Source organism: Roseicella aerolata (assembly GCF_020523605.1).
GTDB classification, from domain to species: domain Bacteria; phylum Pseudomonadota; class Alphaproteobacteria; order Acetobacterales; family Acetobacteraceae; genus Paracraurococcus; species Paracraurococcus aerolatus.
In genome coordinates this window covers 1-16084 of sequence record NZ_JAJAQI010000070.1, presented here as the reverse complement: position 1 = coordinate 16084, position 16084 = coordinate 1, and the positions used below count along the sequence as shown (strand labels likewise).

Here is a 16084-nt window from a genome sequence, read left to right as displayed (position 1 = left end):
TCGCGCATCACCCGAAAACCGCTTGCCTACCTGTCGCGCCGCGACAATCATCCAGCCGCCGCGACCACAGACTCTCATCCTGATTGTCGCGCTGCTCGCATCCAGATCGTCGCGCCACAATTTGCGGTGAGCATGGGATTTCCTTGGGTGTGCGGTGAGGACAGCCGTGCGTGCTCGCCCGTGCGGGGGCGATGCGACGTGCGGTCGGGATGGGGGAGGGTGCGGGGAGTGTGGCTGCCCATGCGGGGGACAATCCCCAGGCCGGTGCCAGCCATCTACGTGAAGGCATCCGCCCGCATGGCCTGTGAAGGCTGACTGCGGACGGAGGGGGACATCAGTGCAGTGGACTGCACCAATAAGAACGGGGACGGGTGTGCGGAGAGAGGCTCAGACCGTCAGCCGTGGGACACCCCGAAGGGCGATCCCAAGGACACCCCGGGGAGCCTCAAGGCCAAGGGCCGAGGCTGCTACCCGAGGCGCCTGCCATCCATACCGCCGGGCAGGGTGCAGCGGACTGCACCGCACAGCAGACCGGAGAAGCCTCCCCGCTGCGGACGTGGATGGTGGGACTGAATGGAAGGATTATGGAGAGGGAGGGTGGAGGGGATGAACCCTACTCCATCAACCCCAACCCCCCTCCTACTTATAGGTTAACTATAAGGTTTTCCGGGGGGGTGGGGAGGGACAGGGTAATCACGGTGCAGCCTACTGCACAGGACAGGGGAAGGCCTGGCTGTAGCGATGGATGGTGGGGGAGGGATAGGAGCATGGGGCAGGAGGGGTGAGGGTGTTGGCCCTATCTGCGAGCTGATCCCAACCTTACTATACCTATAGGTTTATCCAGGGGGTATGTGGGGTGGGCGGACATAAATACGGTGCAGTCTGACTGCACTTTTGGGTCCGCATCTTCTCCTCACTCATTACACATGCGCCGTCCTTGCGGATGGTGGGCAGGGCTTCGGGCGCGTGGGAGAGGAAAGGCGGATGCCTGTCCGTGTGGGGCCCTTGCACCCAATCGAGACTGGCAAGCAGTTCAGCCCGTCACCTCCCGTGCCTTCCGCTCCTCCATCACCTGCCATGCTTCCAAGAGGAAAACGGTGAAGGCCAGCGCCGCGTTCACCGCGAGACGTGCATGACGGGGCTCGATGCGATACGACCGCGCCAGCTCGGGCCGCATCGCGTGTGCCCTGCTCTTGTCGTCACGCAGCCCTTGAAGGCCGTCCACCATCGCCGCCATCGCGCCAGCGATCTTCTTCAAGTCGGGATCAGGCATGGCCGCTGGATCGGCGTTAATGGCAGGCTTCACCGTCGTCCAGAGCGTGGACAAGGTGCGGTTGGTTGGCGGCGTGAGCATCAACGCGGCCACCATTTCCCCCAAGACGCCCTCCACGATATTCGCGGCGGCTGAAAGTGCATCTCGCGGATGCAACGCTGCGCGGCTTGCCAGGGTGGCGAACTCGGCCTCCAGCGCGGGGAGATCGCGCGTCTTGATGAGATCAGCCAACTGGCGGGACGCAACCTGAATACTACCCTGCATCATCCGCCCGGCGCCGAGATAGGCGAAGCCTGCCCTGGTCAGCGCCGCCTTCACGCGCTCGCGGCCTTCGTGGCGTGCAATGCGCAAGTCATGCTCGGCTTTCGCCCAAGGAGCGGCGCGTCGCACCTGCTCGGGCGTCGGTATTTCCTCCTCCAGCATATCCTCAAGTAACCGGCCGAGGATGGCGGGCGCGTTGTCTGCTGCCTCGGCGCTGATGCGCCGCAGCCACGTTTCACACTTGGCCCGCTTGTTGCCCTCAGGCACGTCGCCCGGTGCTCCCGCTTCAAGGAACAGGAGGTTCAGCCGGTCGTGCGTGTATCGCTCCGCCAGCACGTCCGCGACGACAGCGATCAGCGGGAGAGGGATGGTCATGCTGTCCTTTCGGCGGTGTAGAGATGCGATAGGTCCACCTCGGGGAACCGCAGCAACGCCAGCGTCTCGGCCAGCGCCTTTAGCCCCGGCCCCTTGTCATACCGCTGATCGCCTTCTCCTCCGCCGCTCGCGTGGCCCATCATGCGGTCGCGGTGTCGGCGCTGCTGCTCGGTGGTGATGGCATCCGTCAGGCGCGTGATGGCCGTGTGGCGGAAGGAGTGGAAGGACAGGCCGGGGCGATCCAAGCCGAACTTGCGCCGGTAGCGGGTGAACCACTTGGTCACGTCAACGCCGCGCCGCTTGTCCTTTCCGCGCTGCGGAAGGTCAGGGAACAGCGGGGCGTCGGGCGTGGGGGCTGCCTTCAAGGCATCCTCCAGGAACCCCATTCGGATCACCTCCGGGTGCAGAGGAACAACCCGGTCGGCGTTTCCGTTCTTGAGCCGTCGTCCATCCGCTTCGGTGATGTTGATGCACCACACCCCGCCGTCGCACCTGAGGTCCCGCCGCTTGAGGTCCGCAAGCTCCTCCAGTCGGGCGCCGTGGTAGAGGGCAAGGATAGGCAGCCAGAAGAACCCGTCTCGGATGATCTCCGGCCCTTCCTTCTCCCGGAAGAAGTGGTGTCTCCCGCGCCACACCGGGGAGGAAAACAGCACCCGAAGCTCGTCCGGGGTAAACATGTCCCGTTGCTCACGGGCGCCGCGCTCCTCCCGGAAACGATGGCCGTCCACAAGCTCGGTCCTGCCGGCGACCGTGAGGTGTCCACCGTCAACCGCGAACTGGAAGAACTGCGACAGGGCGGTGTGGTGCCGCTGTGCGGTGCGGTCGGTTAGGCGCTGCTTCCCCTTGGCATCTGCCTCCGCAATGAGGTCCGAGATGCTGCGGTCCTTGTCCTTGGGCGACTTGCCATAGGTGCTCGGCAGTTGGCGCAGCGTGTCCAGGAAGCGGGTCACGTCGCCCCGGTGGAGGGCATCAGCGGGCCGGTCGCCGCACACCTCCAGGAACAGGCGAAGCGTCGTGCGCTCCATGGCGATTTGCTTGAAGGTCGCTTTATCGCGCTTCGCTCTGCGCTCGAAGAAAGATTCCACGAGGGAGGAGACGGAAGGCTTGGCCGGAGGCTGCGGCGGTGGAGGTGCTGGCGACGGCGCAGACGGGGGAGGGGAAGGCGCTGGTTCGTCGTCCATGACCAAGGGGGCGCTGCCTAACGTGCGACGCTCCGCCACGTCCCACGCCCGAACGGCGGCCTCAGCCAGCCCCAGGGCCAAGCGGCGGCGCACCTCCTCGGGCAGCCCGTGGCGGCGCATGATTGCATCCGCCTCCTCCTCCATGTCGGCGAGGGTGCCGTTGGCAAGATCGCGGGCCATGTTCGCCCGTGTCTCCCGGATTACCCGAAGATCGGCCTCGGTGGCGGTGCCGGGGTCGCCCGGTTCCCACCAATGGGCATAGACGGGGTGGCCGGGAAGGCGGTCCAGTCGCCTCTCAAGGTCACGCTCAAGGGCTGCCCGCAGGTAGTCCCGTAGGATCGCGTTGAGGTCCGCATGGGCGCCGCTGCTCACCGCCGCCCGTGCCCGCGCCAATGCGTCATCAAATGCCCTGTCCAACAATCCGGCCCGATGCTCCGCCTCCCGGAAGTGCCGGGTGCGGAGGCTCACCGCCACCTCTCGCCCCGGCTCGCCAGGGAGGCGGCGACGGTAGCGGAAGATACCTCGCTTTCGCGTGATGTGGGACCTTTTGTGGGACCCTTGTGGGACCAAACGGCGCAAGCGCGGCCTCCGGCGGCTTGGCCGGGAGGGAACATGCTTGGATGTCAGTATTTTGGGGGGAGCAATGGCTCCGGCGGTTGGATTCGAACCAACGACCAACGGATTAACAGTCCGCTGCGCTACCGCTGCGCCACGCCGGATCAGCCAGTGGCCGGGCTTTTAACACTTGAGCCCCGCCGTGCAAGTGCCTCGGAAGACTTTTCTTCTCCTGGAGGTCCGGGGCGGAATTGAACCGCCGTAGCAGGTTTTGCAGACCTGTGCCTGACCACTCGGCCACCGGACCGCCTGAGAGGATGTCGCCTCCGGGCGTGGCGCCTCTTTGGGGCCGCGGCCGCTGCGGGTCAAGGGCCCTGCGGCGATGCCATGGCTTGGCGAGGCGGCGAGGCGGACCCTATAACCGCGCGGCCCCGAGAAGGTATCGGCTTCATGGACTATGCGGATGCGCGCAAGCGCATGGTGGATGGGCAGCTTCGGCCCAGCCGGGTGACCGACCCGCGCGTGCTGGACGCGATGCGCGAGCTGCCGCGCGAGAATTTCCTCCCGCCCACCGCCCGGGCGCGGGCCTATGCGGATGAGGATGTGCCGCTGCCCGGCGGCCGGGCGCTGATCGAGCCAATGGTGCTCGCGCGCCTCATCCAGCTCGCGGCGGTCCGGCCCGGCGACCGGGCCCTGGTGGTCTGTGCCGGCACCGGCTACGGCGCCGCCGTGCTCGGCCGCTGCGGTGCGCGCGTGACGGCACTGGAGAGCGACGAGACGCTGCTCGGCATCGCCCGCGACGCCCTGGCCGCTGCCCTGCCGGCCGGCACGGTGCGGATCGAGACGGGTTCGCCACCCCGGGGCTTCGCCGCGGGCGCACCCTATGACGTCATCCTGATCGAGGGCGAGGTGCCGGAGATCCCGAACGCCATCGCCGACCAGTTGGCCGAGGGTGGGCGGCTGGTCACGGTGCTGGGCGGTGGGCGGCGGAACGGCGTCGCGGTGCTGGCGCGCCGGCTTGGCGGCTCGGTCACCACGACCCCGGTCTTCGACTGCGCCACCGTCGCGCTGCCGGAATTCGCTCCAGCCCCCGGCTTCGTCTTCTGACCCAGGGGCCGGGCGGGCGCGGCGCCCGGCGCTCCTGCGGTCGGGTGACCGGCGCCGAACCCCGGGCCGGGGCCGTCCCGGGCGGCCCATCCCGTCACCTCGCCGCCGCGGGATACCACCGGCGGGCGCACCGGCCCGCCCGACGGCCGAGAGCCGCCGGGGCGACAGGCTGGCCATCGCTGCCGCGCCCCGCCGGGGTCATGATTGTTTTACCGGCAAGGCGTTCTTCTGGCCTCCACGGCACCGCAGCGCTTCGGGATAAGGGTGGATGCATGCAGCCGGAATCGGTCGACGGGACAGCCCGCGATCGCGTCGCAGGGCCGTGGAGCCCCTTGTCCCGCCTTTGCATTGCGGTATGGCAAGCGCGAAAGGCTGGTTTAGGTTAGATACGGACGCGCGGCGTCGCTGCGACGGAAGGACATGGCTCGGATGACATCGACTCGCACCGCCCTGGTGCTTGCCACCGCGCTCCTGGCGCCGGCTGCCCTGTTCGCCGGTGCGCCGCAGGCCCGGGCCCAGACCCTGTCGGATGCGCTGGCACAGGCCTATTCCTACAACCCCGCCCTGCTGGCGGCGCGGGCCCAACTCCGCTCGGTGGATGAGAACGTGCCGCAGGCCCTGGCCGGCTGGCGGCCGACCGTCACCATCACGAGCACGGCGGGCGTCGTCGATGGACGGGTCCGCTCGCTCAGCGGCGCCGCCCCAGTCTTCGATCCGGCAACCGGCGATTTCCTCGGGAATCGGGCGGTCGGCGTCTCGAACCGCATCGAGCGCGACCTCTACACCAACAGCGTTACCATCACCCAGCCGCTCTTCCGCGGCGGCCGGACCACGGCCCTGACCCGCCGGGCGGAGAACCAGGTGCTGGCACAGCGCGCCCGGCTGCTGGCGACCGAGCAGCAGGTAATGGCGGATGCGGTGAACGCCTATGTCTCGGTCATCCGGTTCCAGGAGGAGCTGCGCCTCAACATCAACAACGAGCAAGTGCTGGCCGAGCAGCTGCGCGCGACGAATGAGCGCTTCCGGGTGGGGGAGATCACCCGGACGGACGTCGCCCAGGCCGAAAGCCGGCTCGCCCGCGCGCGGTCCGACCGTTCGACCGCGGAAGGCAACCTGCAGGTCGCGCGCGCGACCTTCCAACGCGTGGTCGGCATGATGCCGCAGCGCCTCGTCGCGCCGCAGCCGCTGCGGCCGCCGGTTGCCAATGCGCAGGAGGCCGGGCAGGCGGCCGCAACCAACAATCCGGCCGTGGTGGCGGCGCTGTTCGACGAGGCCACCCGGCGGGACGAGATCCAGGCGCAGATCGCCCAGCTCCTGCCCACGCTCGGCCTGACCGGCCAGGCCTTCCGCAACGACAACCAGACCCAGGCCCATACACGGCTCACCGGCGCGCAGATCATCGCCCAGCTGACCGTGCCGATCTATCAGGGCGGCGCCGAACATGCCGCCGTCCGGCAGGCCCGGCAGGCGGCCCAGCAGGCCCGGCACACGGTCGAGGAGCAGCGGCGCGCCGCGACCCAGTCCGCGACCCAGGCCTGGGAGCAGCTGCAGAGCACCCGTGCCCAGGTGGAGTCACAGCGCGCCGCCATCCGCGCCGCCGAGATCGCGCTCGACGGCGTCCAGCGCGAGGCGATCGTCGGCAGCCGCACCACGCTGGAAGTACTGAACGCCGAGCAGGAGCTGCTGCAGAACCGGACCGACCTGGTCCGCGCCCTCGCCAATATGGTTGCGCAGTCCTACTCGCTGGCCTCCGCCCTCGGCCGGCTGACCGCCCAGGATCTCGCCTTGCCGGTCGATCTCTATGACATGCGTGCCTACTACAATGCCGTGCGCAATCGTTGGGTCGGGTTCGGCGACTATTCCAACGTGGCGGAGCGACGCTGATGGCCGCGGAGCGCGCAGGTCCGCCCGGCGCCGGGTCGGCCCCGGGCGCTTCCGCCGATCCGAGCATGGAGGATATCCTTGCCTCCATCCGGCGCATCCTCAGCGAGGACGAGGCAGGGCCGGCTTCCCCGGCGCCGGACGAGGAAGCCGAAGCCGCCAGCGACGCCAGGCCGGCGGCTGCCGTGCCGGCCGCCGAGCCGCTCGAACTGACCGACGACATGCTGGTCTCGGCGCCCGAGCCGGCGCCGCCGCCCGCGGCGGCTGCCTTGCCGGAGCCGGCGCCCGCCCCGGAGACCCCGCCGGCGCCGGAAGCCGCGCCGGACCCCGCGCCCGAAGCGGCGCCCGAGAGCGATCGCTCCCTGCTCGCGCCCGCCGCCGCCGCTGCCGCCGCCGCTTCGGTCGGCACGCTGCTGCGGGCCGTGGCCGCCGACCGTGCCAGCCCCGTGACCCGCGGCGGGCCCAGCATCGAGGATGTGGTGCGGGAGGAACTCCGCCCGCTGCTGAAGGCGTGGCTGGACCAGCACCTGCCGCCGCTGGTGGAGCGGCTGGTCCGGGCCGAGATCGAGCGGGTGGTCAGCCGGGCGCTGTCCTGATCCGGCGCTGCCCCCTTGACGGGGGGCGGGCCGCGGAACACGGATGCGCCCATGCTGGACAAGACCCTGACCCCGGGCAGCTTCGAGACCCGCCTCTATGAGGGCTGGGAGCGCTCGGGCGCCTTCGCCTGCGACCCCGCAAGCCCTGCCGCGCCCTTCACCATCATGATCCCGCCGCCCAATGTCACGGGCAGCCTGCATATGGGTCATGCGCTGACCTTCACCATCCAGGACACGCTGATCCGCTGGCGGCGGATGCAGGGCCGGGATGCGCTGTGGCAGCCGGGCACCGACCATGCCGGCATCGCCACCCAGATGGTGGTGGAGCGGCTGCTGGCGCAGGAGGGGAACCAGGACCGGCGCAGCCTTGGCCGGGCCGCCTTCCTCGACCGGGTCTGGCAGTGGAAGGCGGAATCGGGCGGCACCATCACGAAGCAGCTCCGCCGGCTCGGCGCCAGCCTCGACTGGCCGCGCGAACGCTTCACCATGGATGCGGGCCTCTCCAGGGCGGTGCTGGAGGTCTTCGTCACCCTGCACCGGCAGGGGCTTATCTACCGCGACCGGCGGCTGGTGAACTGGGACCCCAAGCTGCTGACCGCGATCTCCGACCTCGAGGTCGAGAGCCGCGAGGTGAAGGGGAATCTCTGGCATCTGCGCTACCCGGTCGAAGGTGCGCCGGGCCAGTTCATCACCGTCGCCACCACCCGCCCGGAGACAATGCTCGGCGACACGGCGGTCGCGGTGCACCCGGAGGATGCGCGCTACGCGTCGCTGGTCGGCAAGCGGGTGATCCTGCCGCTGGTCGGCCGGGCGATCCCCGTGGTGGCGGACGAGTACTCGGACCCGGAGAAGGGCACCGGCGCCGTCAAGATCACCCCGGCGCATGACTTCAACGATTTCGAGGTCGGCAGGCGGCACGGCGTCGCCATGCCGACTATCCTGGATCCCGAGGGCCGGGTCTTTCTCGGCGAGATCGAGGGCGAGCTCTGCCCGGTCGAGGGCGTGGCCGAGCCGGATTTCGTCCGCTCGCTCGCCGGCCAGGACCGCTTCGCCGCGCGCAAGGCGATCGTGGCGAAGCTCGAGGAACTCGGCCTGCTGGAGAAGGTGGAGCCGCACACCCACCAGGTGCCGCATGGCGACCGCGGCGGCGTGCCGATCGAGCCCCGCCTGACCTGGCAGTGGTACTGCGACGCCGCGACGCTGGCGAAGCCGGCGATCGAGGCGGTGGAGACCGGCAGGACCCAGTTCGTCCCTCGGCAGTGGGAGAACACCTTCTTCGCCTGGATGCGCGACATCCAGCCCTGGTGCATCTCCCGCCAGCTCTGGTGGGGCCACCAGATCCCGGCCTGGTACGCGCCGGACGGCAGCATCTTCGTCGAGAAGACCGAGGAGGAAGCCAAAGCCGCGGCACGGGCGAAGTTCGGCCGGGACGTGCCGCTGGAGCGCGACCCGGACGTGCTCGATACCTGGTTCTCCTCGGCGCTCTGGCCCTTCAGCACGCTGGGCTGGCCGGAGAGGACGCCGGAGGTCGCGCGCTACTATCCCGGCGACGTGCTGGTGACAGGCTTCGACATCATCTTCTTCTGGGTCGCCCGGATGATGATGATGGGCATCCACTTCATGGGCGATGTTCCCTTCCGCCACGTCTACATCCACGGCCTGGTCCGCGACGAGAAGGGCCAGAAGATGTCGAAGTCCAAGGGGAACGTCATGGACCCCTTGGAGCTGATCGACGCCTACGGCGCCGACGCGCTGCGCTTCACCATCTGCGCCCTGACCGGGCCGGGGCGCGACGTGAAGCTCGGCCGCAAGCGGGTGGAGGACTATCGCGGCTTCATCACCAAGATCTGGAACGCCGCGCGCTTCCTCGAGATGAACGGCGTCGGGCCGCAGGCCCGCGGAACAGGCTCGCCGGATCCCGCCTTCGATCCGGCGGCGGCGGAGACGCCGCTCGCGCGCTGGATCCTGGATGCGGCCAACCGCGCGGTCGCCGAGGCGACGGCCGCGCTGGAGGCCTACCGCTTCGACGAATACGCGGCGGCCTGCTACCGCTTCGTCTGGAACAGCTTCTGCGACTGGTTCATCGAATTCGCCAAGCCGGTGCTGAACGGCCCGGACGGGCCGGAGAGGGCCGAGGTAAAGGGCGCGGCGCAGCATGTGCTCGGCACCATCCTGCGGCTGCTCCATCCGGCCATCCCCTTCGTGACCGAGGAGCTCTGGGACCGCTTCGGCTACGGGCCGGACTGCAGCCTGATCCGTGCCCCCTGGCCGGAGGCCGTGCCCGTTACCGAGGCCGAGGCGGCGCGCGAGGAGCTGGACTGGGTGGTGCGGCTGGTGACCGAGGTGCGCGCGGTCCGCTCCGAGGTGAATGTCCCGCCCTCCGTCACCACCCCGCTGCTGGTGCGCGATGCGGCGCCGGAGAGCCTGGCGCGGGCCGGGCGCTGGATCGAGGCCATCCGCCGGCTCGGGCGCGTGACCGAGATCTCGCCGCTCGATGGCGAGGTGCCGAAGGGTGTCGCCCAGGCGGTGGTTGGCGAGGCGACGGTGATGCTGCCGCTCGCCGGGGTCATCGACATCCCGGCCGAGCGGGCGCGCCTGGCCAGGGAGCGCGCCAAGGCCGAAGGCGAGGCGAGGAAGGTCGAGGCGAAGCTCGGCAATGCCGACTTCATCGCCCGCGCCCCCGAGGAGGTGGTGGAGGAGAATCGCGAGCGCCTGGAGGCGGCGCGGGCCGAGATGGCGCGGCTGGATGCCGCGCTGGCGCGGATCGCGGAGTAGGGAGCCCGGCCCCGCTCAGCGGGGCCCGCGCGGCTGCGGCACCTCATAGTGGAAGGTGCCGCAGCTTCCTGCCGCCTCGGCCTCCTGCGGCGTCGTTTGGCTGCTGAAGGCCGCCATGGCGCGGGAGGGGCCCGGGGGCGCCGCGCCGATCGGCGGCGGCTGCCAGACCACGATGGCCCGCACCGGCCGGCCCTGGGCGCAGAGCCGGCTGCCGCGCAGCAGCACCGGATTGGCCGGCTCCGTCACCCGGTACAGCGCCGCCGTCACCCGCTGGCCCTCCGCGCGGAAATTCGGGATCTCGCCCGCGGGCTCCAGGGGCAGGGAGGCGCGGTTGCCGAAGGTGATGCGGTCCGGGGCGAAGGTGACCCGGCCGGTGATTGCCATGGCAGTGGTGGTGGCCGGCTCCCACAACTCGCCCTCCTGCGCCGCGGCGGCCCCGGCCGCGACCAGCACGAGCCCGAACATCGCCGCCATCCTGGCTGTCATGCCTGATCCTCCCCTCCGGCCGGTCGCCCGCCTGATCCTAGACACAGGCAACCGCGTCGCTCCCTTGCGCAGGTGTCACGAGGGCGTGGGCCGCGGTCCCGGCCATGCCGGCGGCCCCGTCCGCCGCATCCCGCCTTGGCAACACCCCCCTGAAAAACTAAAGGTTTCGAATGGCCCTCCGGCCTTTGGCGGGGCGTGCAGGGGGGGGGCACCGCCCCCCTGCCGGGATCCGGGGCGGAGCCCCGGTGCGGAGAAGAACAATGACCACATGGGACAAGTCCAAGCTGCCGAGCCGCCATGTCTCGATCGGGCCGGAGCGCGCGCCGCATCGCAGCTACTACTATGCGATGGGCATGACGAAGGAGGAGATCGCCTCCCCCCTCGTCGGCGTCGCCACCTGCTGGAACGAGGCCGCGCCCTGCAACATCGCGCTGAACCGCCAGGCCCAGGCCGCCAAGCGTGGCGTCGCCGCGGCCGGCGCCGCGCCGCGGGAGTTCACCACCATCACGGTGACCGACGGCATCGCCATGGGCCACCAGGGCATGAAGGCCTCGCTGGTCTCGCGCGAGGTCATCGCCGATTCCGTCGAGCTCACCATGCGCGGCCATTGCTATGACGCGCTGGTCGGCCTGGCCGGCTGCGACAAGACGCTGCCCGGCATGATGATGGTGATGCTGCGGCTGAACGTGCCGAGCGTGTTCATGTATGGCGGCTCCATCAGGCCCGGGCATTTCCGCGGCCGGGACGTCACGGTCCTCGACGTCTTCGAGGCGGTCGGCGCGCATGCCGCCGGCAGCATGTCGGATGCCGATCTGGAGGAGCTGGAGCAGCATGCCTGCCCCGGCGCCGGCGCCTGCGGCGGCCAGTTCACCGCCAACACCATGGCCTGCATCTCGGAGGTGGTCGGCCTGGCCCTGCCGCATTCCGCTGGCGCCCCCGCGCCGGATGAGGAGCGCGACCAATGGGCCTATAATTCCGGCATGGCGGTGGTGGACCTCATCCGCAAGCAGATCCGCCCGCGCGACATCGTCACCCGCAAGGCGCTGGAGAATGCGGCGCGCATCGTGGGCGCGACCGGCGGCTCCACCAATGCGGCGCTGCACCTGCCCGCCATCGCGCATGAGGCCGGCATCGACTTCCCGCTGGAGGAGGTGGCGCGGCTGATGCGCGACACGCCGCATATCGCGGACCTGAAGCCGGGCGGGAAGTATGTGGCGCAGGATGTCCACCGCATCGGCGGCGTGCCCGTCATCATCAAGGCGCTGCTGGACGGCGGGCTGCTGCACGGGGATTGCCTGACGGTTACCGGCAGGACGCTGGCCGAGAACCACAAGGACGTCGTCTTCCCGAAGGACCAGGACGTGGTGCGCCCCGTCTCCAGCCCGATCTCGAAGATCGGCGGCGTGGTCAGCCTGTTCGGCAACCTGGCGCCGGACGGGGCGATCGTGAAGATCGCCGGGATGCAGACGCTGCGCTTCGAGGGCACGGCGCTCTGCTTCGACTGCGAGGAGGACGCCTTCGCCGCGGTCGAGGCGCGCGCCTACAAGCCGGGCGATGTCATCGTCATCCGCTATGAAGGGCCGAAGGGCGGCCCCGGCATGCGGGAGATGCTCTCCACCACTTCCGCCATCTATGGCCAGGGTATGGGCGACAAGGTGGCGCTGATCACGGATGGCCGCTTCTCCGGCGCCACGCGCGGCTTCTGCATCGGCCATGTCGGGCCCGAGGCAGCGGTGGGCGGCCCGATCGGCCTGTTGCGGAACGGCGACAGGATCGTGATCGACGCCGAGAAGGGCACGATCGACATGCTGCTCCCCGAGGAGGAACTGGCGAAGCGCAAGGCGGAGTGGAAGCCGCGCGGGCACAATTTCAACAGCGGCGCGCTGTGGAAATATGCCCAGACCGTCGGTCCCGCCCGCTACGGCGCGGTCACCCAGCCCGGGGCGAAGGCGGAGACGCATATCTACGCCGATATCTGATACCCGCCCGCATAAATCCTGACCTGCAGCCGCCGCAGGCAGCTGGGCGCCCGAATGGCCGGGCCGCATGGAGGATGCTGGAGGTGTCTTCCATGGGCACCGGGGGGCCGCGTTAGGTGGCGCGTCGCCAGGCCGCAGAGCGGCGCCGGCGACCGACGCCGCATCAATGCGTCAGCATTGATGCGGGGTGGTATCATGAAACCTGTGCGCGGGTCGCCGATGACGCAGCGTCTGGTATTCGGATGCCTGCGATAACCGCTACAGCTTGTGGCTGATCGCACCCGCGCACAGGTCTCATCAATCGATCGGGCGGGTGCTGCCCTCCCGGACCCTCTTTTACCGAACTGACGAACAAAGTAAGGACGCCCGAGGCGTGCGCGTCCTGCTCTCCGGCTTCATCAAGGCCTGCGGCCCTGAGCATGTTCAGGAGATCGCCTACCAATTCGACCCCGGCCGGGCCGCCCCCATCCTCCGGCGGATGGATCAGCACGCGGTCGATCAGGGCACGGGCAGCCTCGAGCGCGTCGGGCGTGTCGCCGGCCGCGATCGCCCGGTGCAGCGCTTCGACCTGAGCCCGGTAGACCTCGGCCAGATTGGGTCGAAGTGCCGGAAGGGTCGGGGGCGTGGCGGCGACCAGGGCTTCCAGTTCGGCCTTCCGGGTCTCAAGGGCGCTCAATCGTGCCTGCAAGGCGGCTGACTGCAGCCCGCCGGCGATCGCATCGAACAGGTTGGCCAGCTGCCGCTCGATGCCCTGCAGCTCCCGTCGGTGGCGCTCGCCGGCCGCCCCGACCTCCGCTGCCATCTTGTTCCACTCGGCGGTGTATTCGGCGACGAAGGCGGCGAGGAGGTCGGGCGCCATCAGCTGCCGGCCAAGGGCCTCGCAGACCCTCTCCTCCAGCGGAATGTGACGGATCGTGCCGCGGTTGCCACAGGCACCCTGCCGGGTGTGTTTCGGCGTGGAATAGGGGCTTCGGCGCAGTTTTCGTGCAGGTCATGCTGATGGTGCCGGTGCGACCAAGCGCGCCCGTAGCAGGTCGAGCTTTCCCCGGCCGTACATCTGGCGCCTGGTGATCGTCAGCGCCCAGCCGAGGGTCAATGCCAACAAAGCCTTCAGCCCCTGGTAGGCGGTGTCGGCCCAGAGAAGGGCGATGCGCGGGAACTGCGCCGCGAGGCCCTCGAGCAGCAGTTCGGCGCCGCGCCGGTCGTGCACATCGGCCGGGTGCACCTTGGCCTTCAGCAGGTTGCTCTGCGTGTCCACCAGCACCTGGCGCTTGCGGCCAGAGATCTTCTTGCCGCCGTCGTAGCCACGTGGGCCGCCGACCTCCGTGGTGCGCACCGACCGGCTGTCGATAATGGCTGCCGAGGGCTGGCGATCGCGGCCGGTCGCGGCGCGGTACCGCTCGCGCAGGCCGGCGTTGATCTGTTCTCAGGCGCCCGAACGCCGCCATCGGCTGTAGTGATAGTAGACCGTCGGCTAGGGCGGATAGTCGTGCGGCAGCGCCCGCCATTGGCAGTCCGTGCGCAGGAGGTAGAACGCCGCCTCGGCGATCCGTCGCGGCGCGAACACCCGGGGATGGCCGGCTTGCCGGCCGAGAACGAGGAGAGGCGCCAGGATCGCCCATTCCTCGTCGCTGAGGTCGGAAGGGTAGGGCTGAGTCTCCATCCAGCCCACATGGAGATCGGACCGGTTTCAGCCACGCCGCACCCATGCACCAAAATTGCTCAACAGCCTCTCATTTGTGATTAGGCCATTGAGCGGCTATTCGTCTGGTTGATCCGCTACCGCCGGCTCAACATCGTGTACGACCGCGCGCCCGGCCTCTTTGCTGCGCCCATCTAGATCGCAATGAGTTCCTTCATTTCACTCCGGCTCGTCCGCCCAGACCCAGGCGCAGTAAGGGACTCATTCGTGTACACACTCTCACCAGATGCCGTCGGTCGTCACGAGGGCCGTGTTGCGCAGGATGGTGTTCAGGTCCTGCTGGACGGCCCAGCTGTATTGGGACAGCGCGCCGGAGTCCGGCTCCATCTGCGCGGCAATCAGGATGCCGCTGCCGCCGCGGTCCACGATGTACATGCCATAGGCCTGCGCGGCCGCGGCCACCATCTTCCCGAAACCGGTCCCGAGACCGAGCGACGTCAGGTCGAGGTCCGAGGGCAGGGCGAGATGAGAGCCCATTGCGTAGCTGCCAGTGTAGTTCGGTTTCGAATCGAAGGCCAGCGCCGGCCCGGTGAAGGCGGTGGTGAGCATGGCGGCCGGCACCATCAGCGCCAGGGCATGGTCGATGCTGCCGCGGGCGAGGTCGAGGTCGGTGATCACCCCGGCATAGCTCGACACCATGGAGGCGCGCCTTCCGTTCTCCGCGCCGATGCCGAGGCCGCCGAGCGCGTTCGTGAAGCTGTACATCTGGGAGACCCAGGTCCCGTCGCCGAGCACGATGGGCGAGTACAACTCCAGGGCCCTGCCGTCCGGCTGGACAATCACAGTGAAGCCGTCCGAATCCGCCGGCGGGCGGGCGCCGACAGGCACGCGAGCGTAGAGCACTTCACCGGGCGCCTGGCTCCACCCGTCGTACTCCGCCGGAAGCCCGCTCGGCTTGCTGTTCCAGGTGAGGTCCGCGCGTTGGGTCGAATAGGGGTTTGCGGGGTAGGCGTTGATGTCCTGCGATTTGGCCAGGATGGTGGCGTCCACCGTCGGCCCGTTGCCCCACCGCAGCCAAGTCCCGTCCGCGACCGGCATCCAGGTGTCCGGGATCCATCGCACCGTGACAAGGGGATCCGTCGGCTCGGCATAGTGGATCGCGATGCTCGGCCAGTCCGACCGCCAGGAGGTCAGGGCCACCGCGTGGTCCGCCGCGTATTTCGCCAGGACGGGTATGGGCGTGTAGGTGGCGCCCGTGGCGATGGTGGTGTTCCACGGGCTCGCGTCGGACAGGAAGCGGGTCTGGCTGGTGGTGTTCGCGTCGATGTCGGCAAGGCTGCGCGGACCAGTCGGTGGAGCCGAGCCGCCGGTGGGCGGCGGCGGGGGGGCGGCGAGGCCGCGGAAATCGCCGGGCGCCAAGCCACCGCCCGCTAGGCCAGCCGCGTTGAGCACGGTAATCGATAGGTCGGCCCTGCCGTCGCCAGTGGTGTCCACCAACACCCGCTGGTCGGTCGTGCCCGGCTTCGGCGCTAGCCAGACGCCCCAGGGGGCTACCTGTGTGCCGCCCCAGCGCAGCGCGGCAGGCGCCCCGATGCCGGTCAGGGACAGCCCGCCGAGAACGATCAGGTCGCCCTCGGTACGGCTGAAGTCGCAGATCTGATCCTCGACCTCGGCGTTGGAATGCGCCTGGGGCAGGCCGACGTAGCGGAATTGTTCGGCCCCAGCGCCGCCATAGAACCAGTCGGCACCGGCCTCGCCTGACAGAACGTCGTCGCCGTCGCCACCGAGGAGTGTGTCGTCTCCACCGCCGCCTAACAGGCTGCTGAAATTCATTGTGGTGATGCCGCCTGCGTGATTCCCTACCCCCGGCAGCGAGCGGGGTGAGGATGCGTGGCAGTGATGCGGTGGTTGGGTCGCTGTTCAGCTACGTGGATTTGGAACAACGGGTCCGGGCCGACCATCCGCTGCGGGTG

At 69.3% G+C, this 16084-nt stretch carries 12 protein-coding genes and 2 tRNA genes; 5 read left to right on the top strand and 9 right to left on the bottom strand.

Annotated elements, in window-relative coordinates; all coding sequences use genetic code 11:
• Positions 1 to 1033: 1033 nt before the first annotated feature.
• The 4 genes from LHA35_RS26085 to LHA35_RS26070 all read right to left on the bottom strand — a co-directional run bounded on the left by LHA35_RS26085 (position 1034) and on the right by LHA35_RS26070 (position 3952).
• Positions 1034 to 1909 carry an abortive infection family protein gene (locus LHA35_RS26085; protein WP_226613931.1) on the bottom strand — a complete coding sequence of 292 codons (876 nt, stop codon included), beginning with the start codon at positions 1907 to 1909 and terminating at the stop codon, positions 1034 to 1036.
• The gene (locus tag LHA35_RS29040) at positions 1906 to 3558 is read right to left on the bottom strand and encodes a site-specific integrase (RefSeq protein ID WP_226613929.1); all 1653 of its coding nucleotides are present in this window, start codon (positions 3556 to 3558) and stop codon (positions 1906 to 1908) included. The genes LHA35_RS26085 and LHA35_RS29040 overlap by 4 nt, the downstream gene beginning before the upstream one ends.
• Before the next feature lie 176 nt (positions 3559 to 3734).
• Positions 3735 to 3809 (bottom strand) — tRNA-Asn (locus LHA35_RS26075).
• 69 nt (positions 3810 to 3878) lie between these two features.
• Positions 3879 to 3952, bottom strand: a tRNA-Cys gene (locus LHA35_RS26070).
• A 143-nt stretch (positions 3953 to 4095) separates the two neighbouring features.
• On the opposite strand from LHA35_RS26070, the gene LHA35_RS26065 reads away from it, so the two are divergent.
• From LHA35_RS26065 to LHA35_RS26050, 4 genes are all read left to right on the top strand, one after another.
• The gene (locus LHA35_RS26065; RefSeq protein ID WP_226613927.1) at positions 4096 to 4752 is read left to right on the top strand and encodes a protein-L-isoaspartate O-methyltransferase family protein; all 657 of its coding nucleotides are present in this window, start codon (positions 4096 to 4098) and stop codon (positions 4750 to 4752) included.
• A 429-nt stretch (positions 4753 to 5181) separates the two neighbouring features.
• Positions 5182 to 6636 (top strand): TolC family outer membrane protein, encoded by a 1455-nt coding sequence (locus tag LHA35_RS26060; protein ID WP_226613926.1) that lies wholly within the window; start codon positions 5182 to 5184, stop codon positions 6634 to 6636.
• 65 nt (positions 6637 to 6701) lie between these two features.
• Positions 6702 to 7229, top strand: coding sequence for a DUF2497 domain-containing protein (locus LHA35_RS26055; protein ID WP_274708228.1), 528 nt, complete (start codon positions 6702 to 6704; stop codon positions 7227 to 7229).
• Between the two features lie 51 nt (positions 7230 to 7280).
• A complete protein-coding gene (locus LHA35_RS26050; protein WP_226613924.1) occupies positions 7281 to 10004 on the top strand; it encodes a valine--tRNA ligase in 2724 nt (907 codons plus the stop codon).
• Between the two features lie 15 nt (positions 10005 to 10019).
• Here LHA35_RS26050 and LHA35_RS26045 read toward each other — a convergent pair whose 3' ends face one another.
• Complete coding sequence (locus LHA35_RS26045) at positions 10020 to 10490, bottom strand: hypothetical protein (protein WP_226613922.1); 471 nt, start codon at positions 10488 to 10490, stop codon at positions 10020 to 10022.
• 260 nt (positions 10491 to 10750) lie between these two features.
• Between LHA35_RS26045 and ilvD the strand changes: the two genes are divergently transcribed.
• Entirely contained in the window at positions 10751 to 12469 is a 1719-nt protein-coding gene (ilvD, locus tag LHA35_RS26040; RefSeq protein WP_226613921.1) for a dihydroxy-acid dehydratase, read from the top strand.
• Positions 12470 to 12662: 193 nt separating this feature from the next.
• Here the strand turns inward: ilvD and LHA35_RS26035 are convergent, their stop codons facing one another.
• The 4 genes from LHA35_RS26035 to LHA35_RS26020 all read right to left on the bottom strand — a co-directional run bounded on the left by LHA35_RS26035 (position 12663) and on the right by LHA35_RS26020 (position 15944).
• A complete protein-coding gene (locus LHA35_RS26035) occupies positions 12663 to 13328 on the bottom strand; it encodes a hypothetical protein (protein WP_226613919.1) in 666 nt (221 codons plus the stop codon).
• A gap of 132 nt (positions 13329 to 13460) precedes the next feature.
• A complete protein-coding gene (locus LHA35_RS26030; RefSeq protein WP_264185813.1) occupies positions 13461 to 13877 on the bottom strand; it encodes a transposase in 417 nt (138 codons plus the stop codon).
• A gap of 66 nt (positions 13878 to 13943) precedes the next feature.
• A complete protein-coding gene (locus LHA35_RS26025) occupies positions 13944 to 14132 on the bottom strand; it encodes a transposase (RefSeq protein WP_226613917.1) in 189 nt (62 codons plus the stop codon).
• Positions 14133 to 14390: 258 nt separating this feature from the next.
• Positions 14391 to 15944 (bottom strand): calcium-binding protein, encoded by a 1554-nt coding sequence (locus tag LHA35_RS26020; RefSeq protein WP_226613915.1) that lies wholly within the window; start codon positions 15942 to 15944, stop codon positions 14391 to 14393.
• Positions 15945 to 16084: the final 140 nt, after the last annotated feature.